Raw genomic sequence first — 20,498 nt, 5'->3', positions numbered from 1 at the left:
GCTCTGCGAGCTCTGGGCACTGACTGCTCCAATCGTCGGTGTGATGCTAGCAAGGTGAGATGAACTCAGGTCATTGCGTGCAGGTCCGCCGCGAGCCGGACCGCGTCCGGCCGGGACAGCTTCCCGACCCGGTTCTGCGGAAGGTCGGGCACGTCGAAGACGAACTCGGGCCACTTGGCCTTGGGGAAGCCCTCGGCCGCGAGATGGTGCGTCACGCCGGCCAGCCCGAGCGGGGCGCCGGCGGACACCACGAGGGCGGCCACCCGCTCGCCGAGCATCTCGTCGGGCACGGGGACGACGCAGACCTGGGCCACGCCGGGGATCCTGGCCACCGCGGCCTCGACCTCGTTGATGTCGATGTTGCGGCCGCCGCGGATGATGATCTGCTTCTGGCGCCCCGACACCGTGATCGTCCCGTCGGCGTTGAGGCGCACCAGGTCGCCGGTCGGCAGGAACCCGTCGGGGGTGAGCTCGGGAGGCTGCGGTCGACCACCGCGGGCGTAGCCGACGAAGAGGCTGGGGCCACGCACCTGCGCGGCGCCCACCTCGCCGGCCGGCAGGGTCCTCCCCTCGTCGTCGACCGCGCGCACCACCGTCCCGGGGAACGGCCGGCCGTCGCAGGCCAGCCTCGTCCCGGGGTCCTCGTCGGGCCGCGTGGTCGTGTGGCCCAGGCACTCGGACATGCCGAACACCCGGATCAGCTTCGTGTCGAGGACCTGCTCGGCGCGACCGAGGGCACCGGCGTCCATGGGACCACCGCCCACGGTCATGGCCTTCAGGCAGGAGAGGCGGCCCTGCGCCTCCGGCCGGACCGAGAGCTGCAGGGCCATCGTCGGCACCAGCATCGTCCAGCGGACGTCGCGGGCAGCCATCGCCGCGAGCGCCTCGTCGGGCCGCCACGACTCGATGCACACCATCGGGGCGCCGAGCATCGCGGGCAGGTACATCCCGAAGCAGAACGCCGCCACCGACGAGAGCGGGACGAAGGCGCCGACGGCGTCGCCGGGCCGGAGGCCGATCGCCTCGATGGTCGAGCGGCCGGCGTACCGCAGTGACTCCTCTGACTGCACCACGGACTTGGCGCGGCCCGTCGAGCCGGAGGTCATCGCGATCGCGACACCGCCGGCCCAGCGTGCGACGTCGCTGACGGGACCGCCGGAGGTGACCAGCGCCCAGCCGTCGAGGGCGGCTCGCTTGTCCGGCATCGCCTCGCTCGAGACGCCCCAGTGCTCGAGTACGTCGTCGGACGCGACCACCGCGTCCGGTGCGATGTCCTCCATCGCCAGCTCGAACTCCGCCGCTACGGCGTGACTGCTGAGCACCGCCACCGTGCCGCCGCGCAGCCCGACGGCGAGCGCCGTCGCCAGGGTCCGCCAGGTGTTGTCCGCCTGGACCAGCACCGTGGGGGATCCACCCAGGGCGTCCTCGAGCGCGGTCGCCAGGTCGGCCGCGTGGCGCATGACCTCGCCGACGGTGTGCTCGCCGAGCGGGTCGACCACCGCCAGGTCACCGGGCGCCGATGCGGCGCGCGCGGCGTACTCCTCGGCCAGCAGACGCATCCGTGCTCCTCCTTCTTGGTCCCAGTGTCTACCGAGCGGTCCAGCCGCCGTCGACGACCAACGTGTGGCCGGTCACATAGCTGGAGGCGTCGGACGCGAGGAAGAGGAGTGCGCCGTCGACCTCGCCCGGCTCACCACCCCGGCCGAGCATCGTGTTGCGGCGCACCCAGCCGGCCGACTTGTCGTTGCTGAACAGGCCGTCGGTCATCTCGGTGTCGAACCAGCCGGGGACGATCGCGTTGACCCGGACGCCCCGGCGTCCCCACTGCCCCGCGAGCTCGCGGGTCAGGCCGATCACCCCGGCCTTCGAGGCGGCATAGCTCGCGCCACCGATGGGGGCCGTCGAGACCATGCCGATCACCGACGAGATGTTCACGATCGACAGCGACCCACCGTCCGAAACAGTGGCCGCGACCGCCGCCGCGAGGTGGAAGCCGGCGGCGAGGTTGAGGTCGAGCAGGGCGGCGAAGCCGGCGACGGTCTCGTCCTCGGCATTCGGCACGCCGGGCATGCCGGCGTTGTTGACCAGGACGTCGACGCGTCCGGAGACCCCGGTGGCGACCTCGACGAGCAGCGCGCGGTCCTCCTCGCAGGTCACGTCGCAGCGGACCGGGACGAGACGCCCTTCCCCTGGTGCGCCGGTGTCGACCTCCTTGGCGAGCACCTCGAGCCGGTCGAGACGGCGGGCCCCGGCGACGACCGTGGCTCCCGCGCCGACCAGGGTGCGCGCGAACCCCTCGCCCAGCCCGGACGAGGCGCCGGTCACGATCGCGACCCTCCCGGTCAGGTCGAACAGCGCGGGCACGCGGCCACCGTTGGTCATGTCCTGCGTCTCCGATCAGTAGACGGCGGTCCGGCCGCCGTCGACGGGGATGACCGCTCCGGTGGTGTAGCCCGCGGAGTCGCCGGCCAGGTGCACGACCAGGCCGACCAGCTCGTCGGGACGTCCCAGGCGGCCGGCCGGCAGCCGGTCGACGACCTTGCCGACGAACTCCTCGTCCCAGCCGTCGGCCATGTCGGTCGCGAACGCGCCCGGCATCACGCAGTTGACCCGGACGTGCGGCGCGTACTCCTGGGCGAACGCCATGGTCAGCGCGTTGAGGCCGCTCTTGGACGCGGCGTACATCGCCTCGGGGGGACTGGGCCGGAGCGCGCCGATGCTGGAGATGTTGACGATCGAGCCGCCACCCGCCGCGGCCATGCGTGCGCCCGCGACGGCCATCAACCGGAACGGGCCCTTGAGGTTGACCTCGATCGTCTTGTCGAAGAGTCCCTCGGTGACGGAGTCCAGCGTCGACGAGAGGGGGGCGATGCCGGCGTTGTTGACCAGGATGTCGAGCCGCCCGTGGTCGGCGTACACCCGGTCGACCGCCGGCGCGATGTCGTCCCACCGCCCGACGTGCAGCGCCAGGGGCACGGCCAGGACTCCGGTCTCCTTCGTGATCGCCTCGGCCGCGGCCTCGCAGGCCTCGGCCTTGCGGCTGGAGACCACGACCGTGGCCCCCTCCTTGGCGAGGCCGAGCGCGATCGCGTAGCCGAGCCCCCGCGTGGCTCCGGTGACCAGAGCGACCCTGCCCTCGAGCGACGTCATGGCCGATATCCCGCGAGCTCGAGCTTGCCGATCGTGCGCAGGTGCACCTCGTTGGGCCCGTCGGCGATCTGCAGGGCTCGCGTGATGGCCCAGAGCCGGGCCAGCACCGTGTCGTCGCTGACGCCCGCAGCGCCGAAGGTCTGTACCGCGCGGTTCACGACGTTGTGCGCGACCTCCATCGCGACGACCTTGATCGCGGCCACCTCGGAGCGCGCGGCGGCGTTGCCCTTGGTGTCCATCAGCCACGAGGCGTACAGCGTGAGCAGCCGGGCCTGGTCGATCTCCACCCGGCTCCGCGCGATCCACTCGCGGACCACGCCCTGGTCGGCGAGCGGGCCACCGAACGCCTCGCGGTCGACCGCACGGCGGCACATCATCGACATGGCCCGCTCGGCGAACCCGATGGCCCGCATCGCGTAGTGCATCCGCCCGGGCCCGAGCCGGCCCTGGGCGATCGCGAAGCCGTCGCCCTCGGCGCCGAGCATGTTGGTGGCCGGCACCCGCACGTCGGTGAACTGGACCTCGCCGTGTCCGAGCCGGTCCTCGTAGCCGAACATCGTCAGGTCGCGCAGCACCTCGACGCCCGGGGCGTCCGCCGGGACCAGGATCATGCTCTGCTGGCGGTAGGTCGGACCGTCCGGGTCGGACTTGCCCATGAAGATGATCAGCCGGCAGTCCGGGTCGAGGACGCCCGAGGTGTACCACTTGCGGCCGTTGAGGACGTAGTCGTCACCCTCGCGGCGGATGGTCGCGGTGATGTTGCGGGCGTCGGAGCTGGCCACCGCCGGCTCGGTCATCGCGAACGCCGAGCGGATCCGGCACTCCAGCAGCGGCCTCAGCCACTGCTCCTGCTGCTCGGGGGTGCCGTACATCGCCAGGATCTCCATGTTCCCGGTGTCCGGTGCCGAGCAGTTGAGCGCCTCGGGACCGATGATCGACCGCCCCGCCAGACCCATCAGTGGCGCGTACTCCAGGTTGGTGAGCCCCGCACCCCACGAGCCGTGGGTCATGAAGAGGTTCCACAGGCCCAGCTCGCGCGCCTTCGCCTGGAGGTCCCGCATCACCTGCGGCTGCTCGTGCCGGTTGTCCGCCGCGGCGACCTGGTCGTCGTAGACGGGCTCGGCGGGGTAGACGTGCTCGTCCATGAACACCTGCAGGCGGTCCTGCAGGTCCCGGGTCCGGGCGGAGGGCTCGAAGTCCACGTCGGTCTCTCGTCTCGTCAGGGGGCTGAGGGCAGCGCGGACAGCCCGGTCTCGATCAGCCGCTGGATGGTGTCGGGCAGGCGTTCCTGGTCGGGGTCGTGATGACGGCCCTCGCGGTGGCGGCGCAGGTTGTGCCCCATGATCGCCGCCATCTTGTAGCGGCCCAGCGCGTCGAACCAGGCGAGGTCGTCGACGCGGCGGCCGTCGCCGGCGTACGCCGCGACGAGCTCGTCGGCGGTGGGCAGCCCGGGCACCTCCCGGCCCACGCCGGGGAAGTTGGCGCCGTCGGCGAAGACCAGGAACCAGCCCAGCTCGACGCGCGGGTCGCCGACGCTCCAGATCTCCCAGTCGATGAGCGCGGCCGGCTCGAAGCCGGAGCAGATCAGGTTGCCGAGGCGGTAGTCGCCGTGGACCAGGGTGGGGGCGATCGCGGCGGGCACCGAGTCTGCGAGCCGCTGCCGGAGCCGCTCGGCGTCCGGCACGAGGTCGGGCGGGACGGCCGCCATGGTGCGGGCCCACCGGTCGAGCTCGTCGTGCGGGCTCAACGGGTCCGCGTCGACCGGGACCTTGTCGAGGGGCACGTCGTGCAGGGCCGGCAACGTCTCGGCCGCGCGCAGCATCCGGGCCGCGGCCAGCTGCGACGGCACGGCGGGGTCGTCGAGCACCGGCTCCAGCGACTCGCCCTGGACCAGCTGCATGGCGAACCAGGCCGGCTCGGTCTCGTCGACCGCGACGACGGCCGGCACGGGCACCGCGGTCGGGGCGAGGGCGTCGATGATGCGGGCCTGGCGCAGCATGTCGTGGCGGCCGATCGCCTTCTGGCCCGGCGGCACGGACTTGACCACCAGCGCGCCCGCGCTGGTCTCGACCCGGTAGGTGAGGCCCGAGTGGCCACCGGGCAGCCGGGCGAAGAGTCCCACCTCCACGTCCGACCACTGTCGGCGCAACACAGCGCCGACGCGTTCGCACAGCCCGCGCTCGTAGACCTCGGTGCTCATCTCGATGGCTCCCGAGGCAGGCCGAGGACGCGCTCGGCGATGATGTTGTGCTGGATCTCGTCGGTGCCGCCCGCGATGCGGTATCCCGGGGCTCCGAGCAGGTGCTCGGTCCACGCCCAGGTGCCCCAGCCGCCGTCGTCGGCCGCCAGCCGTGGTCCCAGCAGCAGCCTCACGACCTCGGAGGTCCGGGCCATGGTGTCGGTTGCCAGGAGCTTGCCCACCGACGCCTCGGGGCCCGGGTCACGGCCGGCGACCACGGCCGCGGCCACCCGCATCCCGGTCAACCGCTGCACGTAGCTCCTGGTCACCAGGTCGGCGACCCGGTCGCGCTCGAGCTCGGTGAGCGGTCGGTCGAGATGATGGGCCAGCTCGACCGCGCGGTCGGCGTTGGCCAGCCCCAGGCTGCCGGAGTCGAGCCGCTCGGCCGCGAGCACGGTGAGTGCGACTCTCCAGCCCTGTCCCACCGGACCCAGCCGGAGATCGTCGGACAGCTCGACCCCGTCGAGGTAGACCTCGTTGAAGGAGCTGCCACCCGTCATCTGACGGATGGGCCGCACCGTGACCCCGGGCGCGTCCATCGGCACCAGGAAGACCGTGAGGCCCGCGTGCTTGGGCGCGTCCGGGTCGGTGCGCGTCACCGCGACACCCAGGTCGGCGACCGGCGCCCCGGAGGTCCACACCTTGTGTCCGTCCAGCACCCAGTGCCCGTCGCGCTCGACGGCCCGCGTGCGGACGGCGGCCAGGTCGGAGCCGGCCTCGGTCTCGGAGAAGAGCTGGCAGGCGATCAGGTCGGTGCGCAGCATGCCGCGCACGTAGCGCTCCTGCTGGTCCGGGGTCCCCCACTGGGCGACGGTCGGGGCGACGAGCTGCTGGGTGACCGAGAACATCTCGGTGCGGCGAGGGACGTCGAAGGCGTCCTCCTCCTGCCGGAACCTCAAGGCGTACGACGTCGGCAGGTCGCGCCCGCCGTACTCCGCGGGCCAGGTGAGGGCGCCCCAGCCGGCGTCGTACTTCGCCTGCTCGTAGGCGCGGATCCGGTCGGTCTCGGCCCGCTCCTCCTCGGGGGTCCAGTTCTCGAAGACCGCGACCGAGTCCGGCCCGACGCCCCACTGGGCGGCGGAGCGAGGCTCGGCCATCGAGGACAGCCAGCGCCGGGCGTCGGCGGCGAAGTCGTCGAGGTCGGGCAGCTGCGTGGTCATCGTCATCCCTCAGACCGCCAGCACCGTGCACGCACTGATGCCCGGAGCCCCGTAGACATGGGTGAAGCCGATCCGAGGAGCAGCGACCTGCCGGGCGCCCGCCTCGCCGCGGAGCTGGGTGACGATCTCGTGCACCTGGCGCAGACCGGAGGCGCCGATCGGCTCGCCGTTGGCGATGCAACCGCCGTCGGTGTTGACCGGCAGCCGGCCGGAGATCTCGGTCTCGCCGCCGGCCACCATCGCCTCCTGCTCGCCGTCCTTGCAGAAGCCGCACTCGGCGAGGTGCATGACCTCGGCGCCGCTCTCCGTGTCCTGCAGCTGAGCCACGTCGACCTCGTCGGGGCCGACACCCGCGGCCGCGAAGGCGGCGGCCGCGGCGTCGGCGCTGACGCTCGAGGGACGGCCGGTCCCCTGGATGGAGGGACTGAAGACCTCGAACGAGCCGAAGCGGCGGGTGCGGCTGACCGCGCTGAGGAGGTGCACCGCACGCCCCATGCGCGCGGCCGCGGAGTCGCTGGCGAGCACGATCGCGGCCCCGCCCTCACCCGGTGAGCAGAACATCAGCCGGGTCAGGGGGTCGTTGACCATGTCGGCAGCGGCGATCTCGTCGGCCGGGATCGGCTCGCGACGCCAGGCGTTCGGGTTGAGCGAGCCGTTGCGGTAGGCCTTCTCGGCCACCAGGGCCAGGATCCGCTCGCTGATGTGGTGCTCGCGCAGGTAGCGCGTGATCTTGATGCCGAAGAACTGGGTGGTCACCATCAGGCCGGCCTCGCCGTACGCCGCCGGCAGCCCCCAGTCCTCGGGCCGCGGGTCGAACGCACCCCGCGGGTGCTTGTCGAAGCCGACGGCCAGGGCGATCTCGGCCGCGCCGGACCGGATGGCGTGCACCGCCGACATCAGCGCGCTGCCGCCGGTGGCACAGCCGTTCTTGACGTTGGTGAACGGGATCCCGGTGAGGCCGAGGTCCGCCACGAGGGTGTCCGCCAGGCCCGACCCGTCACTGCCGCCGAACGCCACCTGGACGTCGGTCCACGCGATCCCGGCGTCGCGGAGCGCGGCCTCGATGGCCTGGAGGCCGAGCTCCCGTCCGCTGAGCCCCGGTTGCCGGCCGAACTTGGACAGCCCGGCGCCGACGATGGACACCCCGGTGCTCATCGGGCCGTCCCCGTGGCGAAGCGGGGCACCGGCTCAGCGGCCACCAGGGTGACCTCCGCGTCGCCCTCGAGCTCGGAGAAGTCGGCGCAGTCGAGGACGGCCTCCACCTTGACCCCTTCCGGCAGCTCGACGTAGCCGACGGCGAACGGGACGAACCCGCCTTCCGGGACGACGTACGGCGGCGACTTCGGTGCGAACCGCTGCACCGTGAAGCCCCAGACCGTGCCCCGTGGGCTCAGCTCCACCTGCTCCGTCGAGTGGCCGCAGCTCTGGCAGCCACGGGCCGGGGGGAAGGCGACCGTTCCGCAGCTCGGGCAGCGGCTCCCCGTCAGCGACCGACCCACTTGGGTTCACGCTTCTCGAGGAACGCGTTGACGCCCTCGCGGGCGTCCTCGGACTGCAGCGCGTTGCCGACGGCCAGGTGCTCCATCACCATCAGCGACTGGATGTCCGCGTCCAGCCCGCGGTCGATCGTCATCTTGGTCAGCCGCATCGCGAACGGGCTCTTGTCGATGATCGGGGCGATGAAGTCCTTGACCAGCTGGTCGAGCTCGTCGGCGGGGGCGGAGGCGTTGATGAGGTCGAAGTCGACGGCCTCCTTGCCCGTCAGGAGCTTGCCGGTGAGCATCAGCTCCTTGGTCTTGCGGATGCCGATCATCCGCGGGAGACGGTAGATCGGGCCGGCGCCGCCGAAGAGCGCGCGCCGGATGTGGAAGTCGCCGATGAGGGCGTCGTCGGCCGACACCGCGAAGTCGCAGGAGATCATCAGCTCGAAGCCGCCGGCGGTGACGTGCCCCTCGAGGACGGCCACCGAGGGGGTGTTCATCGAGTACAGCCGGTCGCACACCTTCGCCGACAGGACGGCGACCTCCATCGCCGTCGTCGTCCCGACGTAGTCGGCGAGCAGCTCGTCGAGGTCGAAGCCGGAGCAGAAGGTGCCGTCACGCCCGCGCAGGATCAGCACGCGCAGGTCGGGGTCGCTGTCGACCTCCTTGATGATCTCGTCGAGCCGGTGCAGCAGCTCGACGGTGACGGCGTTCTTCTTGTGCGGGCGGTTGAGCCACACGCGGGCGATCTCGCCGTCCTTCTCGAGCACGACGTGGTCGGTGACAGGCATGGCCGTTTCCTCTCCTAAGTTGAACTGAATCCACTTCAGTCTGGGCCGCCGGGCCCCCGATGTCAAGGCGTGCGACGAAGTCCCTGGATCTGGCTTCGTCAGGGCCCCGTCGCCCGGCGCAGCACGCGCCTGGCGATCGCCCAGCGGTGCGTCTCGGACGAGCCGTCGTAGATGCGGAACGGACGCACCTCCCGCAGGTAGCGCGAGAGGAGCGTGTCCCCGGAGATGCCGAGCGCTCCGCAGATCTGGACGGACCGGTCGACGACCCGACCCACCGCCTCTGCGACGTACGTCTTCGCGATCGAGCTCGACTGCGCGGCACTGCGCCCCTGGTCGAGCTCGGCGCAGGCCTGCCAGATCAGCAGCCGCGACGCCGCGAGGTCGATCTCGGAGTCGGCGATCATCGCCTGCACCATGCCGAGGTCGCCCAGCCTGGAGCCGAAGAGCTCGCGCTCCGCGGCCCGCCGCACCGCGATCTCCTGGGCATGCCGCGCGAGGCCGAGCCAGCGCATGCAGTGGGTCAGCCTCGCCGGTGCGAGCCGCACCTGGGCGTAGTCGAAGCCCTGGTCGACGGCGCCGAGCACGGAGTCCTCGGTGACGTGGACGTCCTCGAGCTCGAGCTCGCAGTGACCGCCGAAGAACCCCTGGTCGAGGGTGTCGATGTGCCGGGTGATCCGCAGGCCGGGCGTGTCGGCGTCGATGAGGAACATCGTCGCGCCGCCGCGGTCGCCCGGGCTCCCCGACGTACGCGCCATGCAGATCGTGTAGGCCGCCCCGTCCGCGCCGGTGATGAACCACTTGCGCCCGTTGACCAGCCACCCTCCGGCCGTGGGCGTCGCCGTCGTCGAGAGGGCGGCCGGGTCGGAGCCGGCGCCCGGGGCGGGCTCGGTCATCGCGAAGGACGAGCGCACCGCGCCCTGGGCGAGGGGGCGCAGGTAGCGCTCCTTCTGCTCGGGGTTGGCGACGGCCTCGAGGAGGTGCATGTTGCCCTCGTCGGGCGCGGCGATGTTGAGGGCGAGGGGTCCGAACAGCGACCAGCCCGCCTCTTCGAAGACCACGGCCCGGCCGCGCATGTCGAGCCCGTGCCCGCCGTACTCCGGCGCGACGTGTGGTGCGAAGACCCCCGCGTCGCGGGCGGCTTGCTGGAGGTGGGTGCGCAGCTCCTCGCCACCCGCGTCGGCCACGCCGGCGAAGCGCTCCTCCTCGGGAGCGACGACGTCCCGGACGAACGCCGCCGTCCGGGCGGCCAGGTCGGCGACGTGCGGTTCGGGGGTCAGGTCGATGGGCATCAGGTAGCTCTCGTCAGGCGTCGAGGGTCTCGGCGAGCGCCAGGGCACGGTCGGCGATACGCACCGCCTGACGGCCGCGCGCGGTCATGCGTTCGTCGGAGGTCTCTCCACGTAGGTGTCGGACGTAGAGCTGCTGCATGATGACGGCCGTCTTCCAGCAGCCGAACGCCTCGTACCAGACGACGTCGGCACGGGTGAGCCGCTGCCGGGTGCGCGCGGCGTAGCGCTGCACGACCTCGTCGCGGCTCGGCAGGCCGAGGTTCTCCGCGCCCGGGACGCCCTCGGCCGGGGTGGCGCCCTCCGGCCAGTAGTTCAGCAGCGTCCCCAGGTCGGTGAGCGGGTCGCCGAGCGTCGCCATGTCCCAGTCGAAGACCGAGGTCACCCGGTCCGGGTCGCCGGGGGTGAACTGGCAGTTGTCGACCTTGAAGTCGTTGTGGACCAGCGTCGCCCGGCCGGACTCGGGCAGGTGCCGGGCCAGGAGCTCGGCGACCCGGTGCATGGTGCCGCGGCGCCCGGTCGCCACCGCGTCCCAGCGACGGGTCCAGCCCCGCACCTGCCGCTCCAGGTAGCCCTCGGGCCGGCCCAGGTAGCCCAGGTCGCACTCGGCCGGCTCGACGAGGTGCAGGTCTGCCAATGCGTCGACCACGGCGAAGCCGATCCGGCGCCCGGGCTCCGGACCGACCGCCAGCTCCTCCGGCACCCGGTCCCACACCACGACCCCGGGTCGGTACTCGGACACGAGGAAGTGCGTCCCGATGACGCCCGTGTCCGCGCAGTAGTGCACACCGAGCGGCACGCGTGGGTACGCCGCGTGCAGCCGCGACAGCACGGTGTACTCCCGGAGCATGTCGTGAGCACCGGTCGCGATCACGCCGAACGGCGGTCGTCGTACCACCAGGGCGTCCTCGCCGAACCGGACGAGGTAGGTCAGGTTGGCCGAGCCGCCCAGGAACTGCCGCACCGAGAACTCACCCTGAAGGCGAGGCAGCGCCTCCCGCAGGTGTCGCTCGAGAGCCGCCCAGTCGAGCTCCTCGCCCGGACGGACGTCCGCGACCTCGGGTCGCGGCGCGGCGTCGACGGTCGCCTCGGTCGTCAGGTCGGTCATCACAGGCCCAGCAGCCCCGCGACGAGCGACCGGTGGGCGCTGCCCGAGCCGAACGTCGCCTCGTCACCCAGGGCCCGGCGCAGGTAGTAGTGGGCGGGGTGCTCCCAGGTGAAGCCGATGCCGCCGTGCAGCTGGACGGCCTCGTGCGCGACCCGGATGACGGCATCACTGCAGACGGCGGCCGCGACCGCCGAGGGCAGCTCGGCCGAGAACGGGTCCTGGTCGAACAGCACCGCCGCGTAGCGCACCGCCGACCGCGCGCGTTCGAGGTCCACGAGCACGTCGGCGAGCCGGTGCTTGATCACCTGGAACGACGCGAGCGGGCGCCCGAACTGGTGACGCACACCCAGGTGGGCGCGGGTCAGGTCGAGCAGTGCGTCGATCATGCCCACGTGCTCGGCGGCCAGCCCGACCCGCTGGAGGATCGCCAGCTCGGTCCTCAGGGCGTCCGTCTCGTCCGTCGGCGCGATCAGGTGGGTCAGGGCGCCGTCGAGATCGAGGCGGGCCTGGCGGCGGGTGAGGTCCAGGACCTCGAGCTCGGTGCGGGTGGCCACGCCCTCCCCGCGAAGGTCGACCAGGTGGATCGACTCGCGTCCCCGGGGTCCGATGCCGACGACCACGAGGTCGGCCGCGCCGCCGACCGGCACGCGGCCGATGCGGCCGCTGGTCGTGGTGGACCCCGGCGCCTGCGACAGCGTCAGGGCTGCGTCGGCCGCCTCCGCCAGCGCCATGGTGACGACCAGCCGGCCCTGCATCACTCCGGTCACCACCTCGTCGGGCACGGCGCCCGCGGGCGCCGCAAGCACGGCCCGCACACCCAGCACGGAGGAGAGCAGGAGCGGCTCGGGCAGCAGCGCCCGTCCGGCCTCCTCGAGCAGGACGGCCAGCACGGCCACCCCGTAGCCCTGACCGTGGCGCTCCTCCGGGACGGCCAGCGACCCGACGTCCATCTCGTCGTTGAGCAGCGACCACAGCTTGGGCGACCAGCCCTCGGGGAGCTCGGCGGCCCGCCGTACCTCGTCGTGGGGAGCGTGGGTCTCGAGAAGGTCGCGCAGCACGGAGCGCAGCTCCTCGTGCTCGGGCACAGGAGCCAGCAGGGCCGAGTCGGCAACAGGCCACGGCTGGGCAGGCACGACTACCTCCAAACTGAACTGACTTGAGTTCAAGTTAGCCCACGGGCGAGGCCTAGAGCAAGGGGCGTCTCGACAACCACGGCGCATTTGAACTAACTTCAGTTTCATGCCCGAGACCACGCTCTCCCGCTACTACGCCACCCTGGACGAGGGCCGCATCGACGACGCGCTTGCGATGCTCGCCCCGGACGTGCGGTTCGTGATGTTCCTGCCCGCCGGCACCCGCCGGGGCCAGGGGCGCGCGGAGATGGGCGCCTACCTGGGCGGCCGCGGGGTGCCCGACCGGGTCCATGTGGTGATGCGCCAGTCGCGCGACGGCGACGTCGAGTTCGTCTACGGCCGCGTGACCGACGGGGGCTCGACAACCGGGCGGTTCCTGTCCGGCGTCCGCCTGGGCGCCGACGGGCTGATCGCCAGCTACGAGGTCACCTTCGACACCGAGCACGTCCTGGTGGAGGGCTGATGAGCGCGACCCCGTTCCTGGAGGCGTGGTTCGAGATCATGGACTCCGACACGCCCGAGCGCGTCCTCGACCGGATCACCGACGACTTCGTGATGTCGATCCAGTTCTCGAAGGGTGACGGGCAGAGCGCGGAGTTCCTCGGGGACCGCGCCGGCCTGGTGGCCTACCTTGAGCAGCGGGAGAAGAGCGTGCTGGTCCACGAGCTCACCCACGGCGCGCGGGTGGAGGACGTCGAGCTGGTCCTCGGTCGGACCACGCGCGACGGCGCCTTCGAGGCGACGTTCAACGCCTCGGCACTCATCGACCCGGCCACCGACAGGTGCCGGCGCCTGCTCATCGGGCGCACCCCGCAGCTCGAGTTCCCCGACTGAGCCCGTCGGAGCTGCCGGAGCTGCCGAGGGCTCAGAACCCGCGGCGGTAGGCCTGGGCGACCGCGATCCTTTCGTGAGCCATCCGCACCGCCGCAGCCCGAGGCTCGAGCGAATCGGCCTGCATCAGGCGCAGCACCTCGAGCACGTTGTCGCGGATCTTGGTCCGGATCGTCGAGAACGCGACGTCGCGGTCACCCCCGCGGTGCTCGACCGCCGCGCAGATGACCCCACCGGCGTTCGCGATGACGTCGGGCACGGTCAGCACGCCGCGTTCGTGCAGCTCGCGCTCGGCCTCCGCCGTCACCGGGATGTTCGCCCCCTGCAGGACCACCTTGGCCCGCAAGGCATCGACGTTCCGCTTGGTGATGACATCTGGCTGCGCGGCCGGCACGAACACGTCGCAGTCCAGGGCCATGAGCTCGTCCCGAGGGACGTCGGTGCCGCCGGGGAACTCGGCGACCGGGCGCTCGTGCTTGAACAGGACGAGCGCCCCGATGTCGAGGCCGCCGGGGTCGTAGACGGCTCCTCGACTGTCAGACACCCCGACCACCAGTGCGCCGCGTTCGGCGAGCTGCAGTGCCGCGTGGCGGCCGACCGCCCCGAAGCCCTGCACGACGACCCGAGCCCCCCGGACCTCGAGAAGCCCAGCCTCCTGCAAGGTGTCGGCGCACACCGCCAGGCCGTACCCGGTCGCACCCAGCTCGTCCAGCGGGATGCCGCCGAGCACCGTGGGCAGCCCGACAGAACGCCCGATCTCGTCGCTCACCCAGGCCATGTCGGTCTCACCCGTGCCCATGTCCGGTCCGGGGATGTACTCCGTCACGTCCCGGATCGCGACCGCGAAGGCGCGCACCACCCGTTCCCGCGTCGCGGGATCCAGGGCCCGCGGAACGGTGATCCCTGCCTTCGCGCCGCCGTGCGGCAGCCCCGCCGCGGCGTTCTTGATGGTCATCGCGCGCGCCAGCCTGGCGACCTCCGCCGCGTCCACGGACGAGGTCATCCGTACGCCGCCGATCGCGGGCCCGAGCGCCACGTTGTCGATCACGACGGTCGCCTGGCAGCCTTCGGGCAGGCGCGCGAACAGCACCTTCTCCGGCCCCAGGTCGCTGACCGGCCACGAGGCGCTCGCCTCCGTCACGACCGCCGACCCTGCGGTGTTGCCTGCGCTCACTGTCGCCACCTCCTCCGTCGGCGTCGGCCGACGTGCCTCACCCCTCACCATGGGACGAGTCGCGGCTCGGGCCAACGGCCCAAGGGCCCGGAGGGTCGGGCCAGCGGTCCCTTGCTCGGGGCGCTCGTCCACCGTTGCCTCGAGGGGGTGACGCCGGCGGGCGCGTGGGTCAGCGCGCGGTGTAGCCCCCGTCGGCGTAGACCTCCGAGCCGGTCATGAACGTCGAGTCGTCGCTCACGAGGAACGCGACGACCGCGGCGATCTCCTCGCCGGTGCCGAGCCTGCCGATGGGGGTGTTCGCGAGCATCGCCTCGTGACGTGGCGTGCCCTCGTAGCGCTCGAGCAGCTGGGCGGTCCCGATGAAGCCCGGGTGCAGGGAGTTGACCCGCACCCCGGAGGTCGCCCAGTGCAGCGCGGCGTTCTTGGTCAGCGTGCGGACCGCCCCCTTCGCCGCGGCGTACGCCGCGCTGTTGCCGAGCCCGCCCACGGTGCCGAGGATGGAGGAGACGTTGACGATCGAGCCGCCGCCGGACGAGGCGATCAACGGACCCAGGTGCTTCAGGCCCAGCCACACCCCGGTGGACCCGATCGACATCACCTGTTCCCAGTTCTCCACGGTCTCGTCCTCCACCGTCGCGAGGCTGCCGATCGCCGCGTTGTTCACCAGGCCGTCGAGGCGGCCGTACCCGCGCTGGATCAGGTCCGCGACCTCGACCCACTGCGCCTCGTCGGCGACGTCGAGCCGGGCGGTCAGGTGACGGCCGGTCCCCGGTAGGTCGCCGGCCAGCTCCTTGCACGCCGGCTCGTCGAGATCGGTGACGACGAGGTGGGCACCTTCCTCGGCGAGCCGGACGGCGGCCGCCCGGCCCAGACCGCCCGTCGCACCGCTGAGGAAGACCACCTTGTCCTTGAGGCGTCGCTCCACCGTCGTCATGTCGTTCCTGTCGTCGGGTCAGCCGATGCTGACGAGTGTCTTTCCGGTCGTGCGGCCCGCGATCATCGCCGCGAGCGCCTGGGGCGCAGCCTCGAGGCCGGCGAAGACGGTCTCGCGGTGCACGAGCTCGCCGCTGCGCAGCCAGCCGGCCAGGGTGCGCTGCATCTCCGCCCTCAGGTGCAGGTTGCTGCTGCCGCGGAAGCCTCGCAGCGTCAGGTCCTTCGAGACGGCGAGGAACAGGTTGCGTGGCCCCGTGGCCGCGGACTCGTATTCCGAGATCGACCCGCACATGGCGATCCGGCCGTTGCGGTTGAGGACGTCGAGGGCGGCCTCGAGATGGTCGCCGCCGACGGAGTCGAAGTAGACGTCGATCCCGTCGGGAGCCAGGTCGCGCAGCTGCCCGACCAGGTCACCGTCGCGGTAGTTGAAGGCCTCGACGCCGAGCTCGTCGCGAAGCCAGGCGACCTTGTCGCCGGATCCTGCGCTGGCGATCACCCGGTTGCCCTTCAGCTTGGCGATCTGCGCGGCCAGGCTTCCGACCGCACCCGCCGCAGCGGAGACCCAGACGGTCTCGCCGCCCTTCATCGCGTCCACGACGTGCAGGCCGGCGTACGCCGTGAGCCCCATCCCGCCGAGCGGCCCGAGGAACAGCGACGGCTCCACACCGTCGGCGTCGAGGCGCGTGAGGGTGCCGATGCCCCCCAGCTGCACCTCGCCGGGACGGACGGCCGCGAACTCCCGCCAGCCTTGGGCGTGCGAGACGAGGTCTCCGGGAGCGAAGCCCGACGCGCGGGACTCGACCACTTGGCCGACGGCCATCACGCCGTCCATGGCACGGCCGAGGGGGAACGCGACGAAGTAGCCGGCGGGCGCGTCCGGCCGCAGCCGCAGCCGGAGCCCCGGGTCGACCGACGTCCACGTGTTGCGCACCAGGACCTGCCCGGGTGCGGGGTCGGGTACGTCGACCTCGACCACCTCGAAGTCGTCGGGCGTGACCGCGCCGACCGGGTAGCGCAGGACCCGGATCTCGCGCCCGACCCGGGTCACGACACGTAGCCCAGGTTGTGCAGGGCCCGCTCGAGCCCGGCGAGCAGGGAGTCGATGTCGGCCTCCGTGTGCGTGGTGCTCAGGAGGAACGAGCCGAAGCTGAAGTGGTAGAAGCCCTCGTTCATCAGGGCGACGCCGAGGTTCGTGATCTTCTCGCTGTCGTCCTGCATGCGGGTCCGGTAATCGACGACCGGCTCCGGCGCCCAGTGCATGGCGAGGATGTGGCCGAAGCCGGTGGCGTGGAGCGGAAGGCCGTAGCGCACGCCGATCGCGTCGATGCCGAGGCGGGCGCGCTCGCCCAGCGCCTGGACCCGCGCGTGGACCTCCGGGGTGAGCATCTCCAGGCAGGCGATCCCCGCTGCCAGTGCCGCCTGGTTGCCCCCGAATGTCGAGGCCGCGGTCACCGGAGCGCGGCCACCGTTCTTGTCGGGGTCGAGGAGGTCCATCAGCTCGGTGCTGCCACCCAGCGCCGCCAGCGGCAGGCCGCCGCCGATCGCCTTGCTCATCGAGGTCAGGTCGGGGCTGACGCCGAAGTGGGCCTGCGCGCCGCCGTAGGCGATGGGGAACGTCACCACCTCGTCGAAGATGAGCACGATGCCGTGGCGCGCCGTCACCTCGCGCAGGCGCTGGAGGAACTCGCGGGTCGCCGGCACCATGCCGGCCGCGCCCATCACCGGCTCGACGATCACCGCGGCCAGCTCGGAAGCAGAGGCCTCGATGACGGCCTCGGCACCATCGGGGTCGTTGAACGGGAACTCGACGACGTCCTGGGCGACTCCCGGGGTGACGCCGGGTGGGATGCGGTCCTTGATGAAGCTGATCGTCGAGCTGCCGACGACCAGCACGTCGGCGATGCCGTGGTAGCTGCCGGTCGCCTTGGCGAGCTTGGTCCGCCCGGTGTGGGCACGAGCCAGTCGCAGGGCCAGCAGGTTGGTCTCGGTGCCGGACACCATGAAGCGCACGCGGTCGACCGACGGCATCCGGTCGACGAGCAGGGAGGCCATCCGGTAGCTGAGGTCCCACTCGGGCGAGCCGTACTGCGACCCCAGCGGGAGCTGACGGGACACCGCCTGGTTGATCTGCTCGTTGGCGTGCCCGTGGATCAGCACCCAGTCGCCGATCCGGAGGTCGAGGTACTCGTTGCCGTCGACGTCCCAGACTCGCGACCCCTTGCCCTTGTTGAGAAGGACCGGGTAGGGCATCTGGTACCACATCCCGCCGGCGTGCCCGGTCGGGATCAGGTCGCGGGTGCGGTTCAGCAGCTCCCAGGACTTCCGGGTGCGGTCCAGGTAGCGCTGGTGCTCGCCGGCGTGGATGGGCACCCCGTAGGCCATCGGCTGGGCATCGGCAGTGACGGTCATACTGAAGTGATATCAGTTTGAGTTCGGATGTGCAATGCTCATCGAGTTATTCCTCATGAGATTTAGCCTAGCGGGAGCGAACCATGAGCCCAGCGCAGCCGGTGTTCACCGGAGCCGACCACCTCGGTGTCGTCACCCGCGACCTGGACGTGGCCGTTCGCACGTGGGCGGATCACTACGGCGTCGGACCGTGGCGTGTCTACGCCTACGACGAGACGACGATCGAGGCGACGTACTGCGGCGTGACCGGGGCGCTCCCCATGCTGGCCGCTCTGTGCACGCTCAATGACACGTTCCGGCTCGAGATCATCCAGCCTCTGACCGACAGCGGCCCCTACCACGACTCGTTGCTCGCCCATGGCGACGCGGACCACCTGCACCACGTCCGGCTCACCGCTGCTGACACGGCGACGGCGCAGGCTGCGCTGGCCGGTCAGGGCAACGACGTCGTCTACGACGCCGCCTTCGCAGGGGCGGGCGCCACGGGCCCTCGCCTGCATGCCCGCTACTACGACACGGTGCTGGAGCTGGGCTTCCTGCTCGAGGTCGTCGAGCGCCCTGCGTCGTTCGCGATGCCCGAGCCCGTGCGTATCTACCCGCCGGTCAGCGGAGCTCGCTGACGAGCTCCTCGAACACCCCCACGTAGGCGGCCACGTCCTCATCGGTGTGTCCCAGGCCGGCCATCCACTGCAACGGCCGTGCGGGGGTGACGAACAACCCGCGGTTCATGAGGTAGAGCCAGGCGAGCCTGCTGAGCTCCGTCGGGTGGGCACGACCCACTTCCGTGTGGTCGCGGGCCGGCGAGGCGGTCAGCGACACGAAGCCACGGGCTCCGACGAACGCGCCGTGCCCCGCCAGGCCGGCGCGGTCCAGGACCGCCCGGCAGCCGTCGACCATCAGCGCGCCGAGCTCACCGAGCTGCTTGTGTGCCTCCGGGGTCAGGACCCGCTCGAGGTTCTCACGAGCCACGGCCATGGCCAGCGCGTTCCCGTTGAACGTGCCGACCTGATAGACACGTCGCGAAGCGACCAGGTCCATGGTCGTCGCCGAAGCCCCGACGGCCGCGACCGGGAGGCCGCCGCCCAGGGCCTTGCCGAGCGTCACCAGGTCCGGCTCCACGCCGCACTCGCCGGTGAAGCCTGCAGGCCCCACGGCGAACCCGGACTTGACCTCGTCGAAGACCAACAGCGCCCCGTGCCTGCGCGTGACGTCGCGGACCGCAGCGAGGTAGCCCGGCTCGGGCATCAGGACGCCCATCTGGAAGACCGGCTCGACGATCACGCAGGCAGCCGGCCGGCCCTCGGCAGCGAGTCCCCCGAGTCGCGCGTCCAGCGCCTCCGCGTCGTTGAACGGCGCGGCGACGGTCAGGGCCACGACGTCCGCCGGGATCCCCTCCCCTGCGGGGGCTGACGGCAGTGAGACCACGTCGGCGCCGCCGTCGTCGTCACCGACCGAGACCAGCACGGCGTCGTGGTGGCCGTGGTAGGCGCCGAACATCTTCACGACGACGTCGCGACCGGTGGCCGCCCGGGCGATCCGGAGCGCGTCCATCGTGGCCTCCGAGCCGGTCGTCGCGAACCGCCAGCTGTCCAGCTTCCAGCGGTCGCGCAGCGCGGTGGCGACCGCGACCGCGTCCTCTCCCGTGGCACCGACGTGGGTTCCCCTCGCCGCCGCGCGCGCGATGGCGTCGGTGATGGCCGGGTGGGCGTGCCCCTGCAGCATCGCGCCGAAACCGTTGTGGAAGTCGCGCCGGGCGTTCCCGTCGACGTCCCACACGGTCGAGGCCAGGGCACGCTCGAGGTAGACCGGCCACGGGTGCTGCAGCTGGAAGGAGGACACCACGCCGCCGGCGAGCACGTCGCGGGCTTCGCCGTAGGTGGTCCGCGACGCGGCGTTCGCGGTGGCGAACCGTCGCTCCTCCCGGTCGGTCAGGCTCTGGACAGTGGCCGCGCCGACCCGCTGCTCCCCGTCGCAGGTGAAGGCGCAGGTGAAGCGGTCACCGCCAGGCGACCACGTCATCGATCCGCCCGCCGGCCCGGGCCTCGAAGTCGCCCCACAGGTGGAGGATGTGCTCCCGCGCCAGGGTCTCGGCCTTGCGGGCGTGACCGTTGACGATCGCGCGCGCCAGCGCTGCGTGGTCGTGCTCGATCTGCGCTCCGGACTCGGTGAGGTCGATCCGCTCCATCATCAGCTCGGTCAGGATGTGGTTGATCGACTGCAGCAGCAAGACGAGCACCCGGTTGCCGCTCAGCCTGCCGATCTCGGAGTGGAACGCCGCCGCACTGTCGAAGACGGCCCGTGGGTCGTGACCGAGCTCGGTCTTGACGAACGGTCGCATGGCTTCCTCGACCTGCTCCCGGTCCTCCTTGCGCGCCACTCGCGCGACCAGGGTGGGCTCCATGTCGAGCCACGCCTCGAAGACCTCCCGGTAGGTCGCCCCGGCGACGTGGAAGTAGAGCGACGCGGAGCGCGCGAGGTAGGCCGCGTTCACCGGCGCGACCCGAGGACCGCCCCCGGGGCCACGCCGGATGGAGATGAGACCCTGCACCTCGAGGAGGCGCAGCCCCTCGCGGAGAGTCTCGCGGCTCACCTCGTAGACCTTGAGCATGTCCGGCTCGGGTGGGAAGCGGTCGCCCACCCGGTAGCCCTGCTGCACGAGGTCGTCGATGATCCGGCGGGCCACCTCGACCGAGGCCTTCTGCGGGCTGGCGGCCTCGCCGGAGTGCCGGTCGAAGTGCGGCCGGTACTCGATCGGGAGCCCGCCCGAGCCGTTGGTCACTGATGCCCCTTCGGGTTGCACGAC

The 20,498-nt window shown here is 71.9% G+C and carries 21 protein-coding genes and 1 pseudogene; 3 read left to right on the top strand and 19 right to left on the bottom strand.

All coding sequences use genetic code 11. From position 1 onward, the window contains the following. Positions 1 to 65: 65 nt before the first annotated feature. The 13 genes and pseudogenes from ACYVC6_RS03430 to ACYVC6_RS03370 all read right to left on the bottom strand — a co-directional run bounded on the left by ACYVC6_RS03430 (position 66) and on the right by ACYVC6_RS03370 (position 12,348). On the bottom strand, positions 66 to 1,559 hold the full coding sequence (locus ACYVC6_RS03430) for a class I adenylate-forming enzyme family protein (protein WP_460710980.1): 1,494 nt from the start codon (positions 1,557 to 1,559) through the stop codon (positions 66 to 68). A gap of 28 nt (positions 1,560 to 1,587) precedes the next feature. Next, entirely contained in the window at positions 1,588 to 2,382 is a 795-nt protein-coding gene (locus tag ACYVC6_RS03425; RefSeq protein WP_460710978.1) for an SDR family NAD(P)-dependent oxidoreductase, read from the bottom strand. Between the two features lie 15 nt (positions 2,383 to 2,397). After that, the gene (locus ACYVC6_RS03420; RefSeq protein WP_460710976.1) at positions 2,398 to 3,150 is read right to left on the bottom strand and encodes an SDR family NAD(P)-dependent oxidoreductase; all 753 of its coding nucleotides are present in this window, start codon (positions 3,148 to 3,150) and stop codon (positions 2,398 to 2,400) included. Continuing rightward, the gene (locus ACYVC6_RS03415; RefSeq protein WP_460710974.1) at positions 3,147 to 4,352 is read right to left on the bottom strand and encodes an acyl-CoA dehydrogenase family protein; all 1,206 of its coding nucleotides are present in this window, start codon (positions 4,350 to 4,352) and stop codon (positions 3,147 to 3,149) included. Before ACYVC6_RS03415 ends, ACYVC6_RS03420 begins: the two co-directional genes overlap by 4 nt. 17 nt (positions 4,353 to 4,369) lie before the next feature. After that, a complete protein-coding gene (locus tag ACYVC6_RS03410) occupies positions 4,370 to 5,350 on the bottom strand; it encodes a phosphotransferase family protein (RefSeq protein ID WP_460710972.1) in 981 nt (326 codons plus the stop codon). Next, complete coding sequence (locus ACYVC6_RS03405; RefSeq protein ID WP_460710970.1) at positions 5,347 to 6,549, bottom strand: acyl-CoA dehydrogenase family protein; 1,203 nt, start codon at positions 6,547 to 6,549, stop codon at positions 5,347 to 5,349. The genes ACYVC6_RS03410 and ACYVC6_RS03405 overlap by 4 nt, the downstream gene beginning before the upstream one ends. A gap of 9 nt (positions 6,550 to 6,558) precedes the next feature. Next, the gene (locus ACYVC6_RS03400) at positions 6,559 to 7,704 is read right to left on the bottom strand and encodes a thiolase family protein (RefSeq protein ID WP_460710968.1); all 1,146 of its coding nucleotides are present in this window, start codon (positions 7,702 to 7,704) and stop codon (positions 6,559 to 6,561) included. Next, on the bottom strand, positions 7,701 to 7,949 hold the full coding sequence (locus ACYVC6_RS03395) for a Zn-ribbon domain-containing OB-fold protein (RefSeq protein WP_460713301.1): 249 nt from the start codon (positions 7,947 to 7,949) through the stop codon (positions 7,701 to 7,703). The genes ACYVC6_RS03400 and ACYVC6_RS03395 overlap by 4 nt, the downstream gene beginning before the upstream one ends. A gap of 42 nt (positions 7,950 to 7,991) precedes the next feature. Beyond that, positions 7,992 to 8,048 (bottom strand): annotated as a pseudogene (locus ACYVC6_RS03390) (hypothetical protein); the annotation flags it as partial. Continuing rightward, positions 8,033 to 8,821 (bottom strand): enoyl-CoA hydratase/isomerase family protein, encoded by a 789-nt coding sequence (locus ACYVC6_RS03385; RefSeq protein ID WP_460710966.1) that lies wholly within the window; start codon positions 8,819 to 8,821, stop codon positions 8,033 to 8,035. The pseudogene ACYVC6_RS03390 and the gene ACYVC6_RS03385, both read right to left, overlap by 16 nt. A 98-nt stretch (positions 8,822 to 8,919) precedes the next feature. Beyond that, positions 8,920 to 10,110: an acyl-CoA dehydrogenase family protein gene (locus ACYVC6_RS03380; protein WP_460710964.1), complete on the bottom strand. Its 1,191-nt coding sequence runs from the start codon at positions 10,108 to 10,110 to the stop codon at positions 8,920 to 8,922. Between the two features lie 13 nt (positions 10,111 to 10,123). Next, the gene (locus ACYVC6_RS03375; protein WP_460710962.1) at positions 10,124 to 11,215 is read right to left on the bottom strand and encodes a phosphotransferase family protein; all 1,092 of its coding nucleotides are present in this window, start codon (positions 11,213 to 11,215) and stop codon (positions 10,124 to 10,126) included. Beyond that, positions 11,215 to 12,348 carry an acyl-CoA dehydrogenase family protein gene (locus ACYVC6_RS03370; RefSeq protein WP_460710960.1) on the bottom strand — a complete coding sequence of 378 codons (1,134 nt, stop codon included), beginning with the start codon at positions 12,346 to 12,348 and terminating at the stop codon, positions 11,215 to 11,217. The genes ACYVC6_RS03375 and ACYVC6_RS03370 overlap by 1 nt, the downstream gene beginning before the upstream one ends. 106 nt (positions 12,349 to 12,454) lie before the next feature. Between ACYVC6_RS03370 and ACYVC6_RS03365 the strand changes: the two genes are divergently transcribed. Together ACYVC6_RS03365 and ACYVC6_RS03360 are read left to right on the top strand one after the other, a co-directional pair. Beyond that, positions 12,455 to 12,811, top strand: a complete 357-nt coding sequence (locus ACYVC6_RS03365) for a nuclear transport factor 2 family protein (RefSeq protein ID WP_460710958.1) — start codon at positions 12,455 to 12,457, stop codon at positions 12,809 to 12,811. Then, complete coding sequence (locus tag ACYVC6_RS03360) at positions 12,811 to 13,182, top strand: hypothetical protein (protein WP_460710956.1); 372 nt, start codon at positions 12,811 to 12,813, stop codon at positions 13,180 to 13,182. Before ACYVC6_RS03365 ends, ACYVC6_RS03360 begins: the two co-directional genes overlap by 1 nt. Positions 13,183 to 13,213: 31 nt before the next feature. Here ACYVC6_RS03360 and ACYVC6_RS03355 read toward each other — a convergent pair whose 3' ends face one another. The 4 genes from ACYVC6_RS03355 to ACYVC6_RS03340 form a co-directional block, all read right to left on the bottom strand. After that, the gene (locus tag ACYVC6_RS03355) at positions 13,214 to 14,353 is read right to left on the bottom strand and encodes a Glu/Leu/Phe/Val family dehydrogenase (RefSeq protein WP_460710954.1); all 1,140 of its coding nucleotides are present in this window, start codon (positions 14,351 to 14,353) and stop codon (positions 13,214 to 13,216) included. Positions 14,354 to 14,522: 169 nt separating this feature from the next. After that, a complete protein-coding gene (locus tag ACYVC6_RS03350) occupies positions 14,523 to 15,287 on the bottom strand; it encodes an SDR family NAD(P)-dependent oxidoreductase (protein ID WP_460710952.1) in 765 nt (254 codons plus the stop codon). Positions 15,288 to 15,305: 18 nt separating this feature from the next. Next, positions 15,306 to 16,334 carry an NADP-dependent oxidoreductase gene (locus ACYVC6_RS03345; RefSeq protein WP_460710950.1) on the bottom strand — a complete coding sequence of 343 codons (1,029 nt, stop codon included), beginning with the start codon at positions 16,332 to 16,334 and terminating at the stop codon, positions 15,306 to 15,308. Continuing rightward, entirely contained in the window at positions 16,331 to 17,695 is a 1,365-nt protein-coding gene (locus ACYVC6_RS03340; RefSeq protein ID WP_460710948.1) for an aspartate aminotransferase family protein, read from the bottom strand. Before ACYVC6_RS03340 ends, ACYVC6_RS03345 begins: the two co-directional genes overlap by 4 nt. An 83-nt stretch (positions 17,696 to 17,778) precedes the next feature. On the opposite strand from ACYVC6_RS03340, the gene ACYVC6_RS03335 reads away from it, so the two are divergent. Continuing rightward, a complete protein-coding gene (locus ACYVC6_RS03335) occupies positions 17,779 to 18,315 on the top strand; it encodes a VOC family protein (protein WP_460710946.1) in 537 nt (178 codons plus the stop codon). On the opposite strand, the gene ACYVC6_RS03330 is transcribed toward ACYVC6_RS03335, so the two are convergent. Further along, complete coding sequence (locus ACYVC6_RS03330; RefSeq protein WP_460710944.1) at positions 18,299 to 19,714, bottom strand: aspartate aminotransferase family protein; 1,416 nt, start codon at positions 19,712 to 19,714, stop codon at positions 18,299 to 18,301. The two genes, ACYVC6_RS03335 and ACYVC6_RS03330, sit on opposite strands and share 17 nt — an antisense overlap. Next, positions 19,692 to 20,474, bottom strand: coding sequence for a FadR/GntR family transcriptional regulator (locus ACYVC6_RS03325; protein ID WP_460710942.1), 783 nt, complete (start codon positions 20,472 to 20,474; stop codon positions 19,692 to 19,694). The genes ACYVC6_RS03330 and ACYVC6_RS03325 overlap by 23 nt, the downstream gene beginning before the upstream one ends. Positions 20,475 to 20,498: the final 24 nt, after the last annotated feature.

The organism is Nocardioides dilutus, from assembly GCF_054779555.1.
The sequence above is the reverse complement of the archived record's forward strand: the minus strand, read 5'-3'. Positions and strand labels throughout refer to the sequence as shown.

Excerpts from the sequence above, each read along its gene's own strand:
- ACYVC6_RS03385 (WP_460710966.1), bottom strand. The coding sequence starts at position 8,821 with ATGCCTGTCACCGACCACGTCGTGCTCGAGAAGGACGGCGAGATCGCC.
- ACYVC6_RS03340 (WP_460710948.1), bottom strand. The coding sequence starts at position 17,695 with ATGACCGTCACTGCCGATGCCCAGCCGATGGCCTACGGGGTGCCCATC.
- ACYVC6_RS03375 (WP_460710962.1), bottom strand. The coding sequence starts at position 11,215 with ATGACCGACCTGACGACCGAGGCGACCGTCGACGCCGCGCCGCGACCC.
- ACYVC6_RS03365 (WP_460710958.1), top strand. The coding sequence starts at position 12,455 with ATGCCCGAGACCACGCTCTCCCGCTACTACGCCACCCTGGACGAGGGC.
- ACYVC6_RS03425 (WP_460710978.1), bottom strand. The coding sequence starts at position 2,382 with ATGACCAACGGTGGCCGCGTGCCCGCGCTGTTCGACCTGACCGGGAGG.
- ACYVC6_RS03430 (WP_460710980.1), bottom strand. The coding sequence starts at position 1,559 with ATGCGTCTGCTGGCCGAGGAGTACGCCGCGCGCGCCGCATCGGCGCCC.
- ACYVC6_RS03405 (WP_460710970.1), bottom strand. The coding sequence starts at position 6,549 with ATGACCACGCAGCTGCCCGACCTCGACGACTTCGCCGCCGACGCCCGG.
- ACYVC6_RS03360 (WP_460710956.1), top strand. The coding sequence starts at position 12,811 with ATGAGCGCGACCCCGTTCCTGGAGGCGTGGTTCGAGATCATGGACTCC.
- ACYVC6_RS03380 (WP_460710964.1), bottom strand. The coding sequence starts at position 10,110 with ATGCCCATCGACCTGACCCCCGAACCGCACGTCGCCGACCTGGCCGCC.
- ACYVC6_RS03350 (WP_460710952.1), bottom strand. The coding sequence starts at position 15,287 with ATGACGACGGTGGAGCGACGCCTCAAGGACAAGGTGGTCTTCCTCAGC.
- ACYVC6_RS03400 (WP_460710968.1), bottom strand. The coding sequence starts at position 7,704 with ATGAGCACCGGGGTGTCCATCGTCGGCGCCGGGCTGTCCAAGTTCGGC.
- ACYVC6_RS03410 (WP_460710972.1), bottom strand. The coding sequence starts at position 5,350 with ATGAGCACCGAGGTCTACGAGCGCGGGCTGTGCGAACGCGTCGGCGCT.
- ACYVC6_RS03330 (WP_460710944.1), bottom strand. The coding sequence starts at position 19,714 with ATGACGTGGTCGCCTGGCGGTGACCGCTTCACCTGCGCCTTCACCTGC.
- ACYVC6_RS03335 (WP_460710946.1), top strand. The coding sequence starts at position 17,779 with ATGAGCCCAGCGCAGCCGGTGTTCACCGGAGCCGACCACCTCGGTGTC.
- ACYVC6_RS03420 (WP_460710976.1), bottom strand. The coding sequence starts at position 3,150 with ATGACGTCGCTCGAGGGCAGGGTCGCTCTGGTCACCGGAGCCACGCGG.